Source organism: Acinetobacter venetianus RAG-1 = CIP 110063, assembly GCF_000368585.1.
In the GTDB taxonomy this organism is placed as follows: Bacteria; Pseudomonadota; Gammaproteobacteria; order Pseudomonadales; family Moraxellaceae; genus Acinetobacter; species Acinetobacter venetianus.
Map to the genome: position 1 here is coordinate 26,335 of NZ_KB849557.1, position 20,905 is coordinate 47,239.

Consider the following 20,905-nt stretch of genomic DNA (forward strand, 5'->3'; position numbering starts at 1 on the left):
AAACCATATTCATTTTATGGTTTTCTCGCTTATTTCTAAATTTCACGCTAAAATACGCGCCTTATTTTTCCTATCTTAATACATTTGGAGTTATCCATGAACGCTACTGTAGAACAGCTTGCACCTGTAGAACAGCAAGCGACCAATAATTGGGTTGTTGCGGCACTATATCAATTTAAAGAAGTTTCAGATGCAGCGGATCTGCAACATCGTCTTTTAGACTTAGTGAATAACATCAATTTATGTGGAACTCTAATTGTTGCTTCAGAAGGAATTAACGGTACTGTTGCAGGTGATCGTGCAGCAATTGATCGCATTCATCAATTTCTTTTAAACGAAGGCTTTAACGCAATGGAATATAAAGAGTCAGAAAGCTCTGAAAAACCATTCCGTAAAATGAAAATCAAGCTTAAAAAAGAAATTGTAACTTTAGGCGTAGAAGTTAAACCTCGTGATTTGGTAGGTCACTATCTTGATCCTAAAGAATGGAATGAGCTAATCAGCCGTGATGATGTCATTTTAATCGACACACGTAATGATTACGAATACAAAGCAGGTACGTTCAAGGGTGCAATTGATCCTAAAACTGAAACTTTCCGTGAATTCCCAGAATATGTAAAACAAAACCTTGAACAGCATAAAGATAAGAAAATTGCGATGTTCTGTACAGGTGGTATCCGTTGTGAAAAATCAACCTCTCTCCTCCTCCAAGAAGGTTTTAATGAGGTGTATCACCTGAAGGGTGGTATTTTAAAATATCTTGAAGAAACACCAGCAGAAGAAAGCATGTGGGAAGGAGAATGCTTCGTATTTGATGGTCGTACTGCGGTCACACATGGTGTTGAAGAAGGCGAAAATATAAAATGTCACGCATGTGGCTGGCCTTTAACTCAAGAAGAAGCAGCTCTTCCAAGTTATGAACATGGTGTGTCTTGTGTTTTCTGTATCGACAAAACCACAGAGAAACAAAAAGAAGGTTTCCGTATGCGCCAATCACAAATTGCTGCCGCAAAACGTAAACGCCTATAAGCACTAAAGCATAGTTAAGCCATAGTTTTTACTATGGCTTTTTTATTATCTGAAAAATTTAAAACATGTAACGATTTGCTCATTGAGCATTAGATCAAGCACTACTATTCTAAAAACAATAATCAAATGAAACATATAAGGGTGTTATGGGTCTTGAAGAGTGGGTCTTATCCATCATGGAAAAGCTTGGGTATCTAGGTATCGCATTTTTAATGTTTCTGGATAACGTTTTTCCACCAATTCCATCTGAAATCATTATGCCTTCCGCAGGCTACACAGCCTCAAAAGGCGAGCTTACCCTGATTGGTGTAATCATTGCTGGCAGCATTGGTTCTATCGTTGCCGCAATGTTGTTATATTGGGTAGGAAGGAAAGTCCCTCAGTCTCAATTATTTAAATTCATCGAGTGCTATGGAAAATATTTACGTATCCAAGTTACTGACCTAGAGAAAGCGCTGAATTGGTTTAATAAACATGGTCATCGTATTGTTTTCTTTGGACGTATGATCCCTGCTGTTCGCTCATTAATTAGTATACCAGCTGGTATGAGTAGAATGCCTTTTGCAAAATTCATGATTTATAGTAGTGCAGGAACTGTTATTTGGACTAGCTTTCTTGCCTATCTCGGTTATCACTTTAGCGAAAATCAAGCACTCATGACCGCAATTATGCAACGTATGAGCTATTTCATTTTAACGATTGTCACTATCTATATCGCTTGGTGGTGCTTCAAAAGATTTTATCTTAATAAGTCTAAAAATAGCTAAAAATGAAGCAACAACGTATATTTCAAGTCATTCAGTAAAAAATTAAGGATAGATAATGAAACACGAATTTTGGCATGACAAATGGCAAAGCAATAATATTGGATTTCATTTATCTAGCCCCAATCCTCTATTAATCAAGCACATTCAATCATTAAATTTACAACCTCAAGCGCGTATATTCATTCCATTATGCGGAAAAAGCCTAGATATCCACTGGTTACTTCAGCAAGGATTTCATATCACAGGGATTGATCTTAGCCCAATTGCAATTGAAGAACTTATATCTGAACTCAAGCTTGAGTTCACAGTGTCTCAAGTTGGAGATTTAACCCATTACCTTCATCAAAGTATTGATCTATATGTTGGTGACTTTTTTGAACTGAATATTGATCATATCTCAAAAATTGATGCAACTTATGACCGAGCTGCGTTGGTTGCATTACCTGAACATATGCGTGAGACATATACCCAACATCTAGTACAACTGACTCAGAACGCCCCTCAACTCTTAATTAGCTTTGAATATGATCAAGACCTTTTAGCAGGCCCTCCTTTCTCAGTTCCAGAACAAGAACTCAGAAAATATTACGCAAGCCATTATCAAATCAAGCAATTAGCCTCAGAGTATGAAAAGCTCAAAGGAAAAGTGGATGCAAAAGAAAATGTTTGGTTATTAGAGAAAATTTAGACAAATCATTGAATATTGAGTGCAGAAAATTCAGCTTGGCTCGCTTGCATTTCCTCGATCAACCAAGTTTTAAAAATCACTTTGCGTACATCATCTTCAAATGGTGAAGCTGACAGTAAAAAATAAGCTGAGTCATCTTTATATACAGGACTCAACTTTTCTAACATCTGATACTTGATCTCCCTTTCAACCATATAGGCTGAAACCACAGAAGCACCTAGCCCAGCGATTGAAGCTTCAATACATAAATAAAAATGCTCCAACACAGACTTATTTAGCTCATTAAATCGACCATTTTGAATTTCTAAAAATTTCTGCCAAAGTTTCGGTCTTGAAGATGAAATGAATATCTGATCAACCGACTGAGTATTTTGTTTTCCAACACACAGCATGTATTCATCTGCAATTTTTTCGCTATAAATAGCTTTACCCCAATCAAAATCATTGCGTCTCAAGGCTAAATCAATATTCTGAATATCAAAATCAACTGCTCCACCACTGGTCAATAAACCTACTTCGATATTTGGATAAAGCTGCTTAAACTTGCCTAGACGAGGAATAAGCCATTTCATGGCAATAGTTGGTTCACATGAAACGATCAAGGTATTTTGCGATTTTATCTCACCTTGTAACTGTATTAGGCACTGGTCAATTTGTTGGAAAACCTGCTGGCAACATTCAAACAAGATCCGTCCTCGATCAGTTAAAATCAGATGTCTACCCTCTCGATCAAACAAAGCATAACCCAACGTATCATCTAGGTTTTTTAATTGTTTACTTACCGCACCTTGGGTGAGAAATAGCTTTTCCGCAGCAACGGTAACGCTTTCATAGCGTGCCACATAATAGAAAAACTTAAGAGAATTCAAAGACAACCTTTCAATCATTCCAAAATCTCATATATCAATCAAAATTAACTTCGATTTTAAATATAGCAAATATATGAAAAATATATAAATCATTAGTATATTTTTACAAGGTCAATTGAGTGAATGAAATAATTACTATCGTATTGGTTACCGTATTGGCTGTGATTAGTCCTGGTGCTGACTTTGCACTAGTCACCAGAAATAGTTATTTATTTGGTCGTAAGCTCGGTATCTTAACCGCATGTGGTATTGCCAGTGGAGTTTGGGTTCACATCAGCTATAGCTTAATTGCACTAAGTTTTTTACAAAACAATATTCCGAGTCTTCTACAAATTATTCAATACATTGGCGCTGCTTATTTAATTTTTCTCGGTTATAAAACATTTACTCAGGAAAAAGTTTCTTTCAATGCTGAAAATATTTCCATTAGTGCTTTTCAAGCATTTAAACAAGGCATATTAACCAATAGTTTAAATCCCAAAACGACATTATTCGTGATCAGTTTATTTTCACAAATTATGAGTTCAGAAAATAACTTTGTTCATCTTTTGAGTTACGGTGCGTTTATCTCTTTCAGTCACTTAGTCTGGTTTTTATTGATTGCATATTTTTGCTCCACACCAACTATTCGAAATAAAATTTTAGCAAAACAAGTTGTTATTAATCGAATTATTGGCTCTGTGCTAAGTGGCTTAGGTCTAAGTTTATTATTTTCTAGTTTGTAATTTAATCACAATACCCTCAAGAATATATACGACCTCTGTAAATCAAAATACTCTATATATAAAAAACGTCCTCTAGGGGACGTTTTTAATTCACTTAGTTTTATAATTGCACTGAGATGACATCACTGCAAAATGTATCATTACGCAGGTGTATGATACATCAAATAAATTTCATTCAAGTTTTCTGGAATTTCTTCTGCCAGCTCATCCATCAACTGACCATTGCGGCGGAATGATTCCATTTGCGGATCTTCTTCATCAATTCCGCTAAACACCATGATTGGTAGAGTTAAATCAACCAATTGCTCTTCAAATTCTGGGGCAAACCATGCCTCTTCGTTTAAGAACATTGCATCGACGAAACCAACGCTCCAATCACCTAAGCTAGAATCTACATCAGCTTCTTCGATTTCAAATGGAAACTCGATTCCATTTTCATTCGCTAAATCTTGGCGAATCGATTCTAACCAAGCTTTGATTTGTTCAACAATTTCACTTGGAACTTTCTTTTGGTTGCTCTCGAAAAGCTCATCTAACCAACGATCAAATTTTGGACCAACGGCAATAGCACACAAAAAGCCATGAGTCGCAGCGAAATCTAGACCGTATTCGTTTTGATCACCGTCGAGATAATTACTCAATAAGTCTAAATCTAACGTGCTCATTCTTTAATCCAACTTTAAAAATACATCGGCAACAGCATAACATTTTCGATCATAAAGTCTTAGCAATTTTGCTTAGTCTTCATCATCGAGGTCATCGTCGTCGAAATCATAATCAAAATCTTTTAACTCTCGCTCGAGACGACGTTGAGCTAATAGGTCATCGATCAAACGGCGCTTTTCTAATGATTCTTTGGCAGTAAGTTTTCCTGATGACTCATCAAAACTTACATCATCATCGCCATAGTTATCATCATCTAATTCAAAATCTGTAGAAGACACTAAGTACCTCTAATATGAAAAATTTAAATGGGTCTAGCCGCTATTTATCTTTCTTCAAAATTCTTGTCAAGTTTTATTTTATTTTTTTGCTATAAATCGCCAATTTGTACTTTTTTCGGCGGTTTTTTTGTGTATTTATAGATTAAGGGCAACAAGAATGAAAATTTCCTTCATTTCGAAAGGACTTGATGCTTGAAAAAATAATAGTTAACCCCATATTCAACAAACTACCGTGAAATCAAACGTATTTTTTTATTTAAAGCAAACGGATCAAATCCAAAACATTCCCAGTGAATTGTGCTATCATGCACGGTTTTTCACCGCCACAGATTCAACAAAGAGTAAGCAAAGATGAGCGATATGAATTCCCCTACTTCGCAAGTAGCGGCTCTGATTAGCCGAGGCAAAGAACAAGGTTACTTAACTTACGCTGAGGTTAACGATCATCTCCCAGACTCGATTACAGAAAGCGAACAGATTGAAGACATCATTCAGATGCTTCAAGACGTCGGTATTCCTGTGCATGAGCGTGCACCTGAAACTGACGATGCAATGTTTGGCGAATCTACTGAAGCTGCGGATGAGGTTGCAGAGGAAGAAGCTGCTGCTGTTTTAGCATCGGTTGAAAGTGAGCCTGGTCGTACCACTGACCCTGTGCGTATGTATATGCGTGAAATGGGAACAGTTGAACTCCTTACCCGTGAAGGCGAGATCAGCATTGCAAAACGTATCGAAGAAGGTATTCGTGACGTTTTACATTCAATCGCTTACTGGCCAAACGCTGTTGAAGTAGTTTTACAAGAATATAATGACTTTTTGACTGGTGAGCGTCGTCTTGCCGATATTCTATCTGGTTATTTAGACCCAGAAACTGACGAAGAGATTCCTGAAGTTTTAGAAGAGGAATCTGAAGAAATAGAGGAAGATGAAAAAGCTTCATCTAAAACCAAAGACGTTAAACTTGATGATGATGACGAAGAAGAAGAATCAGAAAGTGATGATGATTCTGAAGGCGACTCAGGCCCAGACCCTGAAGTTGCGAAAGTTCGTTTCTCTGAGTTAGAAGCTGCTTGGAATGAAACTAAAACAGTTATTGCAAAACATGGTCGTAACAGTGATGAAGCAAAAGCTGCTCTTGAAGCTTTAGCTGCTGTATTCATGATGTTCAAATTCACTCCTCGTTTATTTGAAATCATCTCTGAAATGATTCGTGGTACACATGATCAAATCCGTTCAAATGAACGTGAAATCATGCGTTATGCAGTTCGTCGTGGTCGTATGGATCGTACTCAGTTCCGTACAACCTTCCCTGAACAAGAGTCAAATCTAGCTTGGTTAGATGAGCAAATTGCGAAAGCTCCTGCTGAAACTAAAGCACATTTAGAAAAAGTACGTCCTGACGTATTAGCGTTCCAACAAAAGATTGCTGATATCGAAAAAGACCTTGGTCTCAACGTTAAAGATATTAAAGATATCTCTAAACGTATGGCTGTTGGTGAAGCAAAAGCTCGCCGCGCGAAGAAAGAAATGGTTGAGGCAAACTTACGTTTGGTTATTTCGATCGCGAAGAAATACACTAACCGTGGCTTACAGTTCCTTGATTTGATTCAGGAAGGTAACATCGGTCTGATGAAAGCCGTAGATAAGTTTGAATACCGTCGTGGTTATAAATTCTCGACTTATGCAACATGGTGGATTCGTCAGGCGATTACACGTTCGATCGCGGATCAGGCGCGTACAATTCGTATCCCTGTGCATATGATCGAGACGATTAATAAAATCAACCGTGTGTCTCGCCAACTTCTTCAAGAAATGGGCCGTGAACCTACACCTGAAGAGTTAGGCGAACGTCTAGAAATGGACGAAGTTAAAGTTCGTAAAGTACTTAAAATTGCAAAAGAACCGATTTCGATGGAAACACCAATCGGTGATGATGAAGATTCGCATCTTGGTGACTTCATTGAGGACTCAAACATCACTTCTCCAGTTGATGCTGCGACCTCAGAAGGCTTAAAAGAAGCAACGCGTGAAGTACTTGAAAACTTAACTGAACGTGAAGCTAAAGTATTGAAGATGCGTTTTGGTATTGATATGCCAACGGATCATACTTTAGAAGAAGTAGGTAAGCAGTTTGATGTAACACGTGAACGTATTCGTCAGATTGAAGCAAAAGCATTGCGTAAGCTTCGCCATCCTTCTCGTTCAGAACACTTACGTTCATTCTTAGAAAATGACTAATATTTGGGCCACCTTATACGGAATCAAGACTCTGTTTTGAATCCGTATAAGACTTGAAGTTCAACACTTCATCCCCATCTATGTTATAGATCATAAGCGCCTGCACTGATGCAGGCGTTTCAAGTTAAGAGGTTGCTCATGTTAGACCGCACTCCTTCTCGTGAATTACAAGAACATCTTTGGGTTTTCCCAATGGACTATCCAATCAAACTGATTGGTAATGCTGGGGATGAACTTCGAGTAGCTGTTGTTGATATTCTACAGAAGCACTTTCCTGAATTTGATGGCGACACAGTAAAAGTTCAGCCGTCACGTACAGGTAAATACCACTCTTTAACTGCACAATTACGCTTTGAAGAGCTGGAACAAGTTCATGCCTTATACGCTGATCTTGCAGCCTGTCCTTTAATTAAGACAGCGCTTTAATAGATAAATCCAAAATACGAAAGTGTTTTGGATTTTTTTATACCGATTTCAACATAATATCTAATCAACTGAATTACTGATAAAAATCAGTTAATATCTTAAAATATCGTTCTATAACTCTTTGATGTATGGTTGCGAATCTACAGATGAAAAAGCATGTGCTTCTAATCGCAGCAATTACAGTTTCATTCGCCAATTTATGCTATGCAAAAACTAAGACTTTTACATGGCAAAATGATCTGTGTGAGTTTGAAGGACAGTATAATCCTCAGCAATATTCAGAAAAGCAATTACAAGACACCGTGCAAATGATGCAATTGAGTCATACAAGCCTATTAAATAGCAGATCTTATGCATTCAAACCTGAAGATATTGCGAAAATCAAACCAAAAGAAATTGATCAAGAATATAAAAACACTCGAACCCAATTAAACAATCTTCATCCGATACCGCTCAAGGTATTTCAAACATTTAAACAAAATTTACTCAATGCTCTTGATCAAGAATATCGACATAATTACTTAACTGCTGCTGCATTTTCGCAGCCTGAAAAATTATTGATCAGCGACTATGGTCAACAATGTTATGCTATTGCCAAATCGCTGAATACACGAAATAGCAACACCCTACTCCAGAATGCCAAAAACTCTTTGGATAAAGAAAACAAACATCAGTTAAAGCTTGGAAATGATCCTGATTTCCTCGCGAAACGAGCACAAGATTTTGATGCAAAGCTAAAAAGCAAAAATGCCGTGCAATATGCACAAATTCAATTAATTCGTGACTGGTCAAATTGCGCCAACCCACATCAAGCTCAAGATGAGCAATTGGAACAGATTTTCCGCAACACTGTATTTATTCAGACAAAGGAAGTTTATTGTGACGAACCTTGATAAACCATCCTTAATCATTCGCTGCTTCAATGATCTTCAAGATTACACAGCACGCTTTGAAGAAATGAAAGCCTTTACTGCCAATCGTGATGAAAATACACCAGATGAAGTCTGGTTATTACAGCATCAAGATGTTTTGACGCAAGGTCAGGCAGGCAAAGCAGAACATATCCTCATGCAAAGTAACCTTCCTGTTGTTCATACTGACCGTGGTGGACAAGTGACATGGCATGGTCAAGGACAACTGGTCGCCTATTTCATGTTTGATTTGAATCGTCTGAAATGGCATGTACGCACACTGGTTAGCTTTGCAGAGAAAGCAATGATCGACCTACTACAGCAATATGATATTCAGGCGTATGCGAAACCAGACGCACCTGGTGTCTATGTGGATGGACGTAAAATTGGTTCTTTAGGTTTTAAAATTCGTCGTGGTCGTAGTTATCACGGCTTAGCTTTAAATATTGACTGTGATCTAAGCGGTTTCCAAACCATTAATCCATGTGGATACGCTGGTTTAGAAATGGTACGCTTGCAAGACTTGCTTAAAGATTACCCAAGCTTTGAGCAACTTTGTCATGATTTTGTTGATTATTTAAAAAATACAAATTTCTTTCATGACCTTGAAGTCAAATCTGAATAAATTACTTTTCAATTCTAAAGAAATAAATTAGAGTAATTACTCTAAATTTGCTTTTGCATAATTTTAACAAGGGATACACAAGTGATTTCGACCAAAGCAGTGAAGCCCACTTTGCAATTTGCCTACGTAAAACTCATGATGGATGTTGTTGGTCGTGGTTTAGTAATGGCAAGCCAAGTGGACAGTGAAGTACAACAGGAAGTTTCAAAATTTCCTATTGGCTTCATACTTTCAATGAATGTATTTCCAAATGGACCTGCATTTATTGCTCGTGTAACAGAAGAAAAACAATTAGAGCTTTTACCGAATTTCAAAGGAAAGCCTGATTTAACCATTACCTTCAAACATCTAACTCATGCATTTCTGGTATTTTCTTTCCAAGAAAGTACTGCACAAGCATTTGCCAATGACCGCATGATCGCTGATGGCGATGTTTCAAGCGCAATTCGTCTTGTACGTTGCTTGAATAAAATGGAAGCCCTGATCTTACCTAAATTGATCGCTTCACTTGCCGTAAAACGCTACCCAGCCGAATTGACATTAAAAGAAAAATTCACGGGTGCGAAAAATATTTATCTTAAAGTAGCGAAATCATATCTCAAACGGAGCGCATAACATGGCTAAGCCTTATTACGAGTTTTTTTGTCCTGTAAAAGTAATTGCTGGTAACGCTGCGTTAGAGCATATCCCTTTTGAACTTGCCACTTTAGGCGCAAAACGCCCAATGATCATTACAGATAAAGGCGTCCGTGCAAATGGTTTGCTCAATCCAATTGAAGCTGCTTTCAGTACAACTGATGCAGTCATTGGTGCAATCTTTGATGATGTTCCACCAGATTCAAGTTTAGAAGTCGTTCGTCAAGCAGCTGAGCTTTATCGTAAACAAAAATGTGATGCGATCATTGCGATTGGTGGTGGTTCAGTGATTGATACTTCTAAAGCGACTAATATTCTAGTTTCTGAAGGTGGTGACGATTTACTACAGTATTCTGGTGCACACAATTTACCAAAACCATTAAAACCATTTTTCGTTATTCCAACGACATCTGGTACTGGTTCTGAAGCAACAATGGTTGCTGTTGTTTCTGATACACAAAAGAATGTAAAACTAGCTTTCGCTTCATATTATTTGATGCCACATGCTGCGATCCTTGATCCACGCATGACGCAAACTTTGCCACCGCACCTTACAGCCATGACAGGTATGGACGCACTGACTCATTGCGTTGAAGCTTATACATGTTTGGCTGCAAATCCATTAAGTGATGCTTATGCAAGTGCTGGGATCAAAAAAATCAGTGAAAATCTATTCAAAGTATTGGACAATCCAAGTGATGCTCAAGGTCGTTTAGAACTTGCTCAGGCTTCAACGATGGCCGGTATCGCATTCTCGAACTCAATGGTTGGCTTAGTACATTCTTTAGGTCATGCTTTAGGTGCAGTTGCGCATCTACCCCACGGTTTATGCATGAACTTATTCTTGCCATATGTGCTGGAATACAACAAAGAGATCAATGGCGACAAGATCGGTGAATTATTATTACCGCTTGCAGGCGCAGACATTTATGCACAGACTCCAGCCAATCTTCGTGCAGAAAAAGCAATTGCCACAATTTTGACCATGCGTGATCGATTATTTAGCTTAACTAAGCTTCCTCGCACCTTAAGAGAGACAGGAAAGGTCACTGAAGCTCAGTTAGATGAAGTTGCCGAGAAGGCATTAAATGATGGATCTATCATTTATAATCCAAAAGAAGCAAATATAGATGACCTAAAAGCTATTCTTAAAAAAGCTTGGTAAATCAATACTTAAAATACCAAAAGGTTCGATTTTTTCTTAAATCGAACCTTTTTTATTGGTTTCGTGAATTTTCATTCATCTTTTTTCTTGGCAAATTGGCTAAAAAATTGCTAAAAAATCTCCAAAGCTACTGACAAACTGCCTTAAATTAGGATAGATTTGCGCACTTTAGATTTTTATCGGGGGGATCGTTCGTCTCAAACGATCCTTGACACTAAAGCTGATCCTTGATCAACGATTATGAGGACAACGCCGTTGACAAATACTTCTGGGACTCAATCGGCAGCTAAACTGCAAAAAACGCTAGGACTCTGGCACATTATCATCATTGGTTTGGCTTATATCCAACCAATGACTTTGTTCGATACTTTCGGTCTAGTATCTGAAGAAAGTCATTACCATGTGCCAACCTCTTACATTGTTGCATTGATTGCAATTTTGTTTACCTCGATTAGCTATGGTCATATGATTCGTCGCTACCCTTCCTCTGGGTCGGCATATACCTATGCCCAAAAATCCATTCACCCGAACGTTGGTTTCATGGTGGGTTGGTCTTCATGGTTAGACTACCTACTCTCGCCAATGGTCAATATCATTCTTGCTGTAATTTATTTAGAAGCACTTTTCCCATCAGTGAACCACTGGATATGGGTAATTGTTCTCACAGCATTTATGACAGGTGTTAACCTACGTGGTGCACGATTTGTGGCGAACTTTAACAGTTGGATCGTTTTAGTACAGCTCATCGTAATTGGCACATTCACTTATTTGGTTTATCAAAAACTTCAAATGGGTGTGAATGCCGACGGTCCTATCACGGCTGAAACACGTTATCAGCTTTGGAGCTTAGAGCCTTTCTGGAATGAACTAACTTCAGTCGGTGCACTCATCACTGGTGCAACGTTACTTTGCTTCTCGTTCACTGGCTTTGACTCACTAAGTTCACTTGCTGAAGAAACCAAAGATACTGAGAAAACACTCCCTAAAGCGATTTTCTTAACTGCATTATTCGCGGGTGTGATTTTCATTATCAGTACTTACTTTATGCAGATCTATTTCCCGAATGATCCTACAACATACTTTAAAGATGTTGCTGCCACACAGCCTGACATTTTACTATTAGTCGGTGGTTCATTATTCCAGTCATATGTTCTAGCATTTGCAATCGTCACTGTAATGGCATCGGGTATTTCAGCACATGCGGGTGTATCTCGTTTGATGTACGTGATGGGTCGTGATGGTGTAATTAATAAGAAAATCTTTGGTCATATCAGCCCAAAAAACTTCACCCCTTCATATAATATTTTGATTGTGGGTGCCGTTGCGTTAACTGCTGGTTTCATGAATCTTGATATTGTCATTTCAATGATCAGTTTCGGTGCTTTAACTGCGTTTACCTTTGTAAACTTATCAGTAATTTCTCGTTATGCATTACGAGATGGGCGCACGAAGAACTTTAAAGATATTCTGAGCTTTGTGATTATTCCACTACTCGGCTTCCTCAGTGTCTTTGCAATGTGGTTAGAAATTGAAGAGACAGCACTCAAATACGGCTTGTGGTGGGCAATGTTTGGTATTTTATATCTTGGTTATAAAACTAAAGGTTTTAAATACTCTGCCCCTCAACACAATGAATTTGATGACAGACTATAAACTGTCGACAAATAAAAAGGCGCTTGATGCGCCTTTTTATTTATGTTCAATTAGCCATGTAACTTTTCAACAATCGTTTGGACACGTTGCGCATAAAGTTTTGCTGTTTCTAAATCGCCTGTCGGGATTTCGTCCACGCTTGCATCAGATGGTGTTTGCACTAATAAACCTACTGAACCACCCAAATTATTCACATCTTCACGTTTTGCTTCTTTAGTATTTGCTGGTAACAGCCCCAAACTTACCCAAATTCCGCCATGCTGTGACGCCAGTGTTTGTAACTGAATTAATGTCACTTGCTTATCACCGTTCAGACTTGCACTATTGGTAAAGCCTGCAAACACTTTATCTTGCCAACCCCGTGTAAACCAAACTTTAGAAGTAGCATCAGCAAATTTTTTGAATTGCCACGGCGCAGAACCCATATAAGTTGGTGCTCCAAATACAATACCTTGTGCTTCGCTAAGTGCTTGCCAAGCTTGCTCAGAAATTTCTCCGTTTTGATCAATTTCAATCAGTGAAGCTTGGATTGTTTGCGCAAAAGTTTCAGCAACTACTTTTGTATGACCATAACCAGAATAGTAAACAACTGCTATGTTTGACATGAGTTTTATCCAAATTTTTAAAAAGTTCGATTTAATGATATATTTTAGAAACTAGGTGTCAATTAGTTACCAATTGGTAACTAGCTCAATTTAACTGAAGTTTTAAGGATGTTTTAAATGAATCAAGCATTAAAATATAATATTTATCAACAACATTGCCCTGCTCGGTTATTTTTTGAAAAAATTGCAGATAAATGGGTATTATTGATTATCAATGTGCTAGCAAGAGAAACTCAGCACTTCAATTTGCTCAAGAAAAGTATTCAAGGGATTTCACCCAAAGTCTTATCGCAAAAGTTAAAAATGCTGGAGCGAGATGGATTCATTGAACGCCAAGTGCAAAACACCTCACCTATACGTGTCGATTATTCTTTAACGTCACTAGGATTAGAGGTAGCTAAAATGGCTTATCAATTGAAAGATTGGGCTGAAACCAATATTGAACAAGTGATCACTGCACAACAGCGCTTTGATGCAACCCAAACAGAAGAATCAAAATAAATGGTGAATATATGCACCCACAACCCTTAATTGCCGTAGAAGATGTCGAGAAAACCAGTTCATGGTATCAAACCATGTTGGGACTTAGTAGCGGACATGGTGGCAAAGAATATGAACAGTTAATGTTTAACCAGCACATGGTTCTACAACTACATCAATGGCAAGCACATGAACACCCTAATATCGGTAGTCCAAATACGGCGATTGGTAATGGTGTGTTATTGTGGTTTGAGAGTTCTCAATTTGATGAGATTGTACAAAAGCTACAAAATCATCAAGTCGAAATTTTAGAAGGACCTAAATACAACGCGAATGCACATCATCGAGAAGTTTGGTTTAAAGACCCAAATGGCTATACTCTCGTTGTTGCGACTCCTTATGGCGATGTATAGCCATGCATTAATTAGAGTTGTTTGAAGCCTTGTTGACGCCATGCTTCGTAAACAATCACCGCTGTTGCATTCGACAGATTTAAACTTCTTGAGTTTTCCGCCATTGGCAAACGAATCCACTGTTCTTGTGGAAACATTAAACGTACATGCTCTGGCAGACCGCGTGTTTCTGGCCCCATCAATAAAGCCACAGGACGATTTAGATCAACCGTGTGCGGTGTTGCCGTTCCTTTAGTTGTTAATGGGAAAACATGCTCAACACTTTTTGCTTTTAAATCAGCAAGGCAAAGCTCGATATTGTCCCAAATTTGCATTCTTGCCCATTCGTGATAATCCAATCCCGCACGTTTAAGCTTTTTATCATCGAGTTCAAAACCTAAGGGTTTAACCAAATGAAGCTGTGCGCCAGTATTAGCACATAAACGGATGATATTACCTGTATTCGCTGGAATTTCAGGCTCGAATAGAACAACATGAATCACAAATTTTCTCTACTTTTCATAATCCCTCCTAGCCTCCATTTTTCAAAGGGAGGAACTCCCCTCTTTTTTTTAAAGAGGGGTTGGGGGGAGATTTATTGCCATTTTAACTGTTCACGTAAGCTCACGACTTCACCAATAATGGTTAAAGTCGGCGCTACAATATGATGCTCTGACACTTTAGTTGCAATATCAGCCAAAGTTCCAACCACCACTTTTTGTTCAGGTGTTGTCCCTTTAGAAATGAGAGCAACAGGCATATTCGGTCGCTGACCATGTGCAATCAATTGCTCACAAATCCGCTCTAAACCAACCAAGCCCATATACAACACAAGGGTTTGATTTTCATAAACCAATTCATTCCAAGGAAGTTCTGGCGAACCCTCTTTTAAATGCCCTGTAAGAAAACGAACACTTTGTGCATAATCACGATGCGTCAATGGAATACCAGCATAGGCTGAACAACCCGAAGCAGCTGTAATACCCGGAACGACTTGGAAAGTCACATTGGCTTCTACCAACTCTTGAATTTCCTCACCACCACGCCCAAATATAAATGGATCACCGCCCTTTAAACGGCAAACACGTTTACCTTGCTGCGCGTAATCAACCAATAAAGCATTAATACCATCTTGCGGAACGGAATGATTAGAACGTGCTTTACCCACATAGATTTTTTCAGCATCGCGACGACATAAATCTAAGATAGGTGCAGACACTAAACGATCATAAATCACCACATCAGCTTGTTGCATCAATCGCAAGGCTTTTAGCGTCAAAAGCTCAGGATCACCCGGCCCCGCACCGACTAGATACACCTCACCTTTCGGTGCGTTCCATTCAGTTAAAGCCTGCTCAATTAGATCATTGGCGACATCTAAATTATCATTGAACACTTGCTCTTTCAGCGGACTTGCATACAAATTTTCCCAAAAGATACGACGTTCATCTGGATTAGAAATTTTTGCTTTAACTTGCTTGCGCCACTGTCCAGAAAACTCGGCAAGTTTGCCCATACCATGTGGCACAACCGTTTCGATCTGAGTACGTAACTGTCGAGATAAAACAGGCGATGCGCCATTCGATGCAACTGAAATCACTAAAGGTGAACGATCGATAATTGCTGGCACCATAAAGCGACAATGCGGAATATCATCCACACTATTCACCAGTAGATTACGCTGTTCGCATTGTTCAAAAACGGCTTTATTAACTTCAGCTTGATCAGTTGCAGCAATCACTAAACGATAAGGCGTTGCGAGAATACTTTCAGAAAAAGCAGCTTGAATGTATTGTCCTACTGACTTCACTACAAGCTGAAGTAGCTCAGGTTCAATCTCAGGTGCAATCACATCGACAATTGCACCTGCTTTGACCAACAAATTTGCTTTACGGTAGGCGATATGCCCACCTCCAACAATCAGACAACGTTGCTGTTGCAACTTTAAAGAGATTGGGAAAATTTCCACATCACGCCTCTATATTTTCAATCTGACTGAGATAAAGCAAAAACTGTGCACAAATTAGATGCACAGTTTAGTCAATATACGTTGTACCGCCCATATATGGACGTAGCACTTCAGGAATCTCAATAGAACCATCTGCACGTTGATAGTTTTCCATCACTGCAAGCAAAGTACGACCTACAGCCAAACCTGAACCATTCAACGTATGCACCAATTCGATCTTCTTCTGATCTACGCGGTAGCGTGCTTTCATACGACGTGCTTGGAAATCACCCATATTTGAGCAGCTAGAAATTTCACGATACGTATCTTGGCTTGGTACCCATACTTCTAAATCATAGGTTTTAACTGCACCAAAGCCCATATCACCACCACAGAGCAAAATCTTACGGTAAGGTAAGCCAAGCGCTTGTAAAATGCCCTCTGCGTGTGCAGTTAGCTCTTCAAGTGCTTCCATAGAGTGCTCAGGCTTAACAATTTGCACCATTTCAACTTTATCGAACTGATGCTGACGGATCAAACCACGTGTATCACGTCCATAAGAACCTGCTTCACTGCGGAAACATGGCGTATGTGCTGAGTATTTAAGCGGTAGACGGTCAGCATCAATGATTTCATCGCGCACAAAGTTCGTGATTGGCACTTCAGCTGTCGGAATCAAATAATATTCTTTTTCACCTTGCAGCTTGAATAAATCTTCTTCAAATTTAGGCAATTGACCTGTACCACGTAAAGTATCGGCATTAACCAAATATGGTACATAAGCTTCTGTGTAGCCATTCTTAAGTGTATGTGTGTCTAGCATGAATTGCGTTAAAGCACGTTGTAAACGCGCTAATGGTCCTTTCAACACACTGAAACGAGAACCCGTTAGCTTCGTCGCAGTTTCAAATTCAAGCCCACCCATCCACTCACCAAGATCAGTATGATCTTTGATGTCAAAATCAAACTGGCGCGGCGTACCCCATTTTAAAATTTCTAAATTATCGCTTTCATCTTTACCTTCTGGAACAGACTCATCTGGTAAGTTGGGGATCGCAAGCGACTTTTGCTCTAGTTCTGTTTGCAACTCAGCCAAGGCAACTTCTGCCGCTTTGATTTCATCACCAATCGCAGCCATACGTGCCATGATTTCAGATGCATCTCCACCCGACTTTTTGATTTGACCAACTTGTTTTGCACCAGCGTTACGTTCAGCTTGTAAATTTTCAGCTTTCGACTGTAAATCTTTACGGCGAGCTTCTAAATCAGCCCACTCTTGTACATTCAGCTGAATTCCACGTTTTGCTAAAGCAGTATTCACTGCTTCAATATTATTTCTGAGTAATTTTGGGTCGATCATAATCAATCATGAATAGAGAAAAAACTGGCTATAGTGTAAGGCTTTAACCTAAAAAAATACAGCGATAGAAAACAAAGACTCAGCATCTACAACGGATTGTAGGTGCTGAAAAACTGATTAATTTGGTTCTTTAGGTAAACTTGGTAAATATTCAGCTTTGATAAATTGCTTCGCAGCATAATATGGTAGGGTTAGCTCACTCATCCCTTCAGCATAAGATGCTAATTCATAAAGTGGATATACAAAGACAATACCATTCACGCCATAATAATAATTATCGCTGACCTCTAACTGATCTTTCTTAACATTATGCTCTTCTAACCAGTTTTGATTGGCTGCATATAATTCATCACGAAGTTTCTGACTCATATCAGGTTTAAGGAGTTCACTGACCGTAATATGTTTTTTATTGGCCAAATCAAAATTCACAAACTCTTGATGTGACATACCATGCGCCGCACCCGCTGAATAAGAATAAGTTTGAATTGCAAAAGTCGCTAAATTATAGTTTTGTCCAACGAAGCGAACATAGGTACTACTTTCACTTTGCAAAGCTTGATTGGCTGGCTCTTTAACTTGTTGATCAGGTAAATCAGCAAACGCATTTGGTTCTGCTTTTTTCATGCGGTTTACAAAATAATCATCAATCCATTTTTGATTGGTTTCCACAGTTTGCAAATCATAATTGGTGCAACCATCTTCCAAACATACTTTCTGCTTTGGAATTTTGACAGTAACAACTTTTGCCAGAATAAGTGGAATATCTGTTTTTTCAACTTTTGTTGTTTGATCTTGTTTCGGTTGACAGCCGACTAGTGCAACAACTGTCATGATTGAAATCAATGGGAGTAATTTTACCGTCTTCATCGTTATACAAGTCTCTGATGTTTTTCATCACTATACAAAGCCTTGTTGTCAGAAGAAATTACGAAATGTATCTATATTTTCAACTCTACCCTCTTAATATGTTTACTTATACTTTTTCCTCCAAATCAACCCAATTACAATGAAAACCTAACGGTATACGGACCCCCAATTCTATTTCGGCCTGAACGCTCATCTCTACACCATTCACTTTAAGTATCACCGCTTTTGAAGTCAGACCATCTATGTGGTGTACATATGTCATTAAATAACCTTGCCCCTCAACACTTTGAGAATTCTCAGGTACAAATGTCACTTCCCCAATAATCCATTGTTGACCCAAATCATAAATGAGACTGGTTTGTAAAACCAAATCATGAATTTTCAAAACATTGAATGAACTATTTTTTGGAAAGCCCAAAGTATACAAGTAACGGTAAGGCATCCCGATATAGCGCTCGTCAATTTTTGGAAACTCTTGAATATCAGCATCAATAACCATCCTTTGGATGCTTGTTAAGTTTGAGTCAACCGTCCAACGCTCCAATATGGCGTGTTGATCTTCATAAGCCGCATGTTGAGAATGTTCAAAATCATTTTGATGTACCAAAACATCCAATACAATTTGGTTTTTATTGTCCCGATAAGCATTCGCGGCGTGGAAAACAAAACAAGGATCAACATTGATCCAGCGGATTTTTTCAGCATGCCCATACTGCGCTAAAATACCAATACGCGCCTGATGTTGTTCATTCCATTGATAAGGCACACTATTGCCTGTAAATAATCGAGTAATGGAAAATGTGAGTGGAAAATCAAAAACAATCACATCCTGCTCTGTAATGAGACAATCATGAATCATCGGACCATGCTGCAAAGGAATTTGACTCACATGGACCAATTCGCCCTGCTCATCAATCACTTGGTAATACGCATTTTTACGATCAAGGGCATCGTAACAAATCGCATGTAAATGTCCCGTTTTCTGATCCTTACGAGGATGTGCAGTAAAAGGTAAATCAGCATCACTGTTAAAAAGCTGATAACGTTCCGTATTTAACTCAAAGTCCAAACAAATTGGGAAAGCACCCGCCTCAATAACAGCCCACAGCTTTCCAAAATGCTTAAAGATATTTGTGTTAACAACATCATGATCCCCCCTCCTATATCCGTGTACATATTGCTTTTTTTTATTTTTCTGCACAGTATCTGTTGCAATCATTTTGCTTTTAAACCAGATCGCCTTTCCATTTCGCAGTTTAAGCCCATGAACCATACCATCACCCATATACCATTCAAACAATGTTAGTTTTTTGGCATAGATAGGATTCGAACCAATCCGCAGTAATAAACCATGTAGATGCTTTGGAATTTCTCCAATCACTTTAAAATTAGAAATCTCAGTTTCATGTACAGGTCGGTATACGATTTTTTGATAAATACCATTCTCATTCCATGAGGAGTTTCGTCTTAGAAACAAACCGATAATCCTAATCAACTTTTGTTTTAAAACATTTTTCAGCGATTTCAAAGCTGTCATTTTAGGATAACTATTAATTACTTTTTGATCAGCCAAATCTTTCATTTTTATTAGGAAATTCTTAAATTATTATTTATATGATAAAATAAACCACCTTTTAAATCTAATAAACTATCAAAATAAATAGATAGTATAAATATCAAGGCTTTTGAATTTTAACCTATCCTAAAAAAAGCAACCCGTAGGTTGCTTTCTATTCATCTGCAATCATTTACTGATCAATAATATCTGTGCCTTTTGGTGGCTCAAAATTAAAGACTGACGCAGGAATCGTTGGATTCACTTTAATATTACTAAAGCGAACATACGTGGTTTGTCCTAATGAATCTTGTAATACCATTAAGTTAGGTGCTTTGTTTGCGCCAAAACTAATCGTCATACTTTGGAAAGCACTATCTTCTTGCTTTGGATATAAAGTGTAATACAACTTCGTACGGTCAGGCTGCGTTACACGATATGACTGCATAATTTGATTGGTATTACCCGACAATAATAATGCAGGCGTATTAGCAATTTGATCATCTAGGCTTTGACGGACTGCTTGTTGTAAATCAGGATCATAAATCCACACGACCTTACCTGTTGTCACAATCGTTTGTTTCGCAGGGCTCGTTGTTTCCCAGTAGAATTTCCCAGGACGTTCAACTTTCATTACACCTTTGAAAGTTTGATTCATATGCTGTGCAGTTAAGCCTTTTTTCTGCACATTTTTGTTATTGGTTACTTTCGTTGTTTGCTCAAAATCTGCTGTTAGACGCTGCAAACCAGACAACTGTTGAACCAAACTTGTTGTTGCTTGCTGGGTCGAAGCTGCGACAGGAGCTGCAAACACTTGTGTGCTCATCACTGGAGCTAAGGTCATTGCACTTAAAGTTGCCGCGTAAGCCATTTTTTTTACGAAATTCATAAAATGAACCTTCTATCAGATTTCTACTGTTATGACGACATCTTACTGTTTTTGATCACTAAAAAAATGAAGAAAAGCACAGGTTTTGTTTATTTCATGTCGCAAAGTCCTGCATTATGTATGAAGTTGCAGC

General features: G+C 38.4%; 23 protein-coding genes. 13 read left to right on the top strand and 10 right to left on the bottom strand.

What is annotated here, in order from left to right; translation table 11 throughout:
* Positions 1–96: 96 nt before the first annotated feature.
* The 3 genes from trhO (at position 97) to tmpT (ending at position 2,484) form a co-directional block, all read left to right on the top strand.
* Positions 97–1,029, top strand: a complete 933-nt coding sequence (trhO, locus tag F959_RS01645) for an oxygen-dependent tRNA uridine(34) hydroxylase TrhO (RefSeq protein ID WP_004876955.1) — start codon at positions 97–99, stop codon at positions 1,027–1,029.
* Between the two features lie 146 nt (positions 1,030–1,175).
* On the top strand, positions 1,176–1,796 hold the full coding sequence (locus F959_RS01650) for a DedA family protein (RefSeq protein WP_004876956.1): 621 nt from the start codon (positions 1,176–1,178) through the stop codon (positions 1,794–1,796).
* Between the two features lie 55 nt (positions 1,797–1,851).
* Entirely contained in the window at positions 1,852–2,484 is a 633-nt protein-coding gene (tmpT, locus tag F959_RS01655) for a thiopurine S-methyltransferase (RefSeq protein ID WP_004876957.1), read from the top strand.
* 5 nt (positions 2,485–2,489) lie between these two features.
* Here the strand turns inward: tmpT and F959_RS01660 are convergent, their stop codons facing one another.
* Positions 2,490–3,371 (bottom strand): LysR family transcriptional regulator, encoded by an 882-nt coding sequence (locus F959_RS01660; protein ID WP_004876958.1) that lies wholly within the window; start codon positions 3,369–3,371, stop codon positions 2,490–2,492.
* A 101-nt stretch (positions 3,372–3,472) separates the two neighbouring features.
* Here F959_RS01660 and F959_RS01665 point away from each other — a divergent pair, with 101 nt between their 5' ends.
* Positions 3,473–4,078, top strand: a complete 606-nt coding sequence (locus F959_RS01665) for a LysE family translocator (RefSeq protein WP_004876959.1) — start codon at positions 3,473–3,475, stop codon at positions 4,076–4,078.
* 140 nt (positions 4,079–4,218) lie between these two features.
* Here F959_RS01665 and F959_RS01670 read toward each other — a convergent pair whose 3' ends face one another.
* Together F959_RS01670 and F959_RS01675 are read right to left on the bottom strand one after the other, a co-directional pair.
* Positions 4,219–4,743 (bottom strand): YecA/YgfB family protein, encoded by a 525-nt coding sequence (locus F959_RS01670; protein ID WP_004876961.1) that lies wholly within the window; start codon positions 4,741–4,743, stop codon positions 4,219–4,221.
* A gap of 72 nt (positions 4,744–4,815) precedes the next feature.
* Positions 4,816–5,022, bottom strand: coding sequence for a PA3496 family putative envelope integrity protein (locus F959_RS01675; protein ID WP_004876963.1), 207 nt, complete (start codon positions 5,020–5,022; stop codon positions 4,816–4,818).
* Between the two features lie 351 nt (positions 5,023–5,373).
* Between F959_RS01675 and rpoD the strand changes: the two genes are divergently transcribed.
* The 7 genes from rpoD (at position 5,374) to F959_RS01710 (ending at position 12,676) form a co-directional block, all read left to right on the top strand.
* Positions 5,374–7,260: an RNA polymerase sigma factor RpoD gene (gene rpoD / locus F959_RS01680; RefSeq protein ID WP_004876965.1), complete on the top strand. Its 1,887-nt coding sequence runs from the start codon at positions 5,374–5,376 to the stop codon at positions 7,258–7,260.
* A 138-nt stretch (positions 7,261–7,398) separates the two neighbouring features.
* Positions 7,399–7,686, top strand: coding sequence for a YbeD family protein (locus tag F959_RS01685; RefSeq protein ID WP_004652212.1), 288 nt, complete (start codon positions 7,399–7,401; stop codon positions 7,684–7,686).
* A 146-nt stretch (positions 7,687–7,832) separates the two neighbouring features.
* Positions 7,833–8,579 carry a hypothetical protein gene (locus F959_RS01690; RefSeq protein ID WP_017196635.1) on the top strand — a complete coding sequence of 249 codons (747 nt, stop codon included), beginning with the start codon at positions 7,833–7,835 and terminating at the stop codon, positions 8,577–8,579.
* Positions 8,566–9,222, top strand: a complete 657-nt coding sequence (gene lipB / locus F959_RS01695; RefSeq protein WP_004876969.1) for a lipoyl(octanoyl) transferase LipB — start codon at positions 8,566–8,568, stop codon at positions 9,220–9,222. The genes F959_RS01690 and lipB overlap by 14 nt, the downstream gene beginning before the upstream one ends.
* A gap of 81 nt (positions 9,223–9,303) precedes the next feature.
* A complete protein-coding gene (locus F959_RS01700) occupies positions 9,304–9,837 on the top strand; it encodes a hypothetical protein (RefSeq protein WP_004876971.1) in 534 nt (177 codons plus the stop codon).
* Position 9,838: 1 nt separating this feature from the next.
* On the top strand, positions 9,839–11,023 hold the full coding sequence (locus F959_RS01705) for an iron-containing alcohol dehydrogenase (protein WP_004876973.1): 1,185 nt from the start codon (positions 9,839–9,841) through the stop codon (positions 11,021–11,023).
* Between the two features lie 240 nt (positions 11,024–11,263).
* Positions 11,264–12,676, top strand: a complete 1,413-nt coding sequence (locus F959_RS01710) for an APC family permease (RefSeq protein ID WP_004876974.1) — start codon at positions 11,264–11,266, stop codon at positions 12,674–12,676.
* Positions 12,677–12,726: 50 nt separating this feature from the next.
* Here F959_RS01710 and F959_RS01715 read toward each other — a convergent pair whose 3' ends face one another.
* On the bottom strand, positions 12,727–13,281 hold the full coding sequence (locus tag F959_RS01715) for a flavodoxin family protein (RefSeq protein ID WP_004876975.1): 555 nt from the start codon (positions 13,279–13,281) through the stop codon (positions 12,727–12,729).
* A 117-nt stretch (positions 13,282–13,398) separates the two neighbouring features.
* Here F959_RS01715 and F959_RS01720 point away from each other — a divergent pair, with 117 nt between their 5' ends.
* The gene (locus F959_RS01720; RefSeq protein WP_004876977.1) at positions 13,399–13,782 is read left to right on the top strand and encodes a winged helix-turn-helix transcriptional regulator; all 384 of its coding nucleotides are present in this window, start codon (positions 13,399–13,401) and stop codon (positions 13,780–13,782) included.
* Between the two features lie 11 nt (positions 13,783–13,793).
* A complete protein-coding gene (locus tag F959_RS01725) occupies positions 13,794–14,174 on the top strand; it encodes a VOC family protein (protein WP_004876978.1) in 381 nt (126 codons plus the stop codon).
* Between the two features lie 11 nt (positions 14,175–14,185).
* Here the strand turns inward: F959_RS01725 and F959_RS01730 are convergent, their stop codons facing one another.
* The 6 genes from F959_RS01730 to lolA form a co-directional block, all read right to left on the bottom strand.
* Positions 14,186–14,656 carry a tRNA (cytidine(34)-2'-O)-methyltransferase gene (locus F959_RS01730; RefSeq protein ID WP_004876980.1) on the bottom strand — a complete coding sequence of 157 codons (471 nt, stop codon included), beginning with the start codon at positions 14,654–14,656 and terminating at the stop codon, positions 14,186–14,188.
* Between the two features lie 92 nt (positions 14,657–14,748).
* Positions 14,749–16,122 (bottom strand): siroheme synthase CysG, encoded by a 1,374-nt coding sequence (gene cysG, locus F959_RS01735; protein WP_004876981.1) that lies wholly within the window; start codon positions 16,120–16,122, stop codon positions 14,749–14,751.
* Positions 16,123–16,189: 67 nt separating this feature from the next.
* Positions 16,190–17,461 carry a serine--tRNA ligase gene (serS, locus tag F959_RS01740; protein ID WP_004876983.1) on the bottom strand — a complete coding sequence of 424 codons (1,272 nt, stop codon included), beginning with the start codon at positions 17,459–17,461 and terminating at the stop codon, positions 16,190–16,192.
* Positions 17,462–17,578: 117 nt separating this feature from the next.
* A complete protein-coding gene (locus F959_RS01745; RefSeq protein WP_004876985.1) occupies positions 17,579–18,328 on the bottom strand; it encodes an RsiV family protein in 750 nt (249 codons plus the stop codon).
* A gap of 106 nt (positions 18,329–18,434) precedes the next feature.
* Positions 18,435–19,910, bottom strand: coding sequence for a carotenoid oxygenase family protein (locus F959_RS01750; RefSeq protein ID WP_004876987.1), 1,476 nt, complete (start codon positions 19,908–19,910; stop codon positions 18,435–18,437).
* 166 nt (positions 19,911–20,076) lie between these two features.
* Positions 20,077–20,772 carry an outer membrane lipoprotein periplasmic chaperone LolA gene (gene lolA, locus F959_RS01755; RefSeq protein ID WP_004876988.1) on the bottom strand — a complete coding sequence of 232 codons (696 nt, stop codon included), beginning with the start codon at positions 20,770–20,772 and terminating at the stop codon, positions 20,077–20,079.
* Positions 20,773–20,905 lie beyond the last annotated feature (133 nt).

Excerpts from the sequence above, each read along its gene's own strand:
- trhO (WP_004876955.1), top strand. The coding sequence starts at position 97 with ATGAACGCTACTGTAGAACAGCTTGCACCTGTAGAACAGCAAGCGACC.
- F959_RS01650 (WP_004876956.1), top strand. The coding sequence starts at position 1,176 with ATGGGTCTTGAAGAGTGGGTCTTATCCATCATGGAAAAGCTTGGGTAT.
- tmpT (WP_004876957.1), top strand. The coding sequence starts at position 1,852 with ATGAAACACGAATTTTGGCATGACAAATGGCAAAGCAATAATATTGGA.
- F959_RS01660 (WP_004876958.1), bottom strand. The coding sequence starts at position 3,371 with ATGATTGAAAGGTTGTCTTTGAATTCTCTTAAGTTTTTCTATTATGTG.
- F959_RS01670 (WP_004876961.1), bottom strand. The coding sequence starts at position 4,743 with ATGAGCACGTTAGATTTAGACTTATTGAGTAATTATCTCGACGGTGAT.
- rpoD (WP_004876965.1), top strand. The coding sequence starts at position 5,374 with ATGAGCGATATGAATTCCCCTACTTCGCAAGTAGCGGCTCTGATTAGC.
- F959_RS01685 (WP_004652212.1), top strand. The coding sequence starts at position 7,399 with ATGTTAGACCGCACTCCTTCTCGTGAATTACAAGAACATCTTTGGGTT.
- F959_RS01690 (WP_017196635.1), top strand. The coding sequence starts at position 7,833 with ATGAAAAAGCATGTGCTTCTAATCGCAGCAATTACAGTTTCATTCGCC.
- F959_RS01705 (WP_004876973.1), top strand. The coding sequence starts at position 9,839 with ATGGCTAAGCCTTATTACGAGTTTTTTTGTCCTGTAAAAGTAATTGCT.
- F959_RS01710 (WP_004876974.1), top strand. The coding sequence starts at position 11,264 with ATGAGGACAACGCCGTTGACAAATACTTCTGGGACTCAATCGGCAGCT.
- F959_RS01715 (WP_004876975.1), bottom strand. The coding sequence starts at position 13,281 with ATGTCAAACATAGCAGTTGTTTACTATTCTGGTTATGGTCATACAAAA.
- F959_RS01720 (WP_004876977.1), top strand. The coding sequence starts at position 13,399 with ATGAATCAAGCATTAAAATATAATATTTATCAACAACATTGCCCTGCT.
- F959_RS01725 (WP_004876978.1), top strand. The coding sequence starts at position 13,794 with ATGCACCCACAACCCTTAATTGCCGTAGAAGATGTCGAGAAAACCAGT.
- serS (WP_004876983.1), bottom strand. The coding sequence starts at position 17,461 with ATGATCGACCCAAAATTACTCAGAAATAATATTGAAGCAGTGAATACT.
- F959_RS01745 (WP_004876985.1), bottom strand. The coding sequence starts at position 18,328 with ATGAAGACGGTAAAATTACTCCCATTGATTTCAATCATGACAGTTGTT.
- F959_RS01750 (WP_004876987.1), bottom strand. The coding sequence starts at position 19,910 with ATGAAAGATTTGGCTGATCAAAAAGTAATTAATAGTTATCCTAAAATG.
- lolA (WP_004876988.1), bottom strand. The coding sequence starts at position 20,772 with ATGAATTTCGTAAAAAAAATGGCTTACGCGGCAACTTTAAGTGCAATG.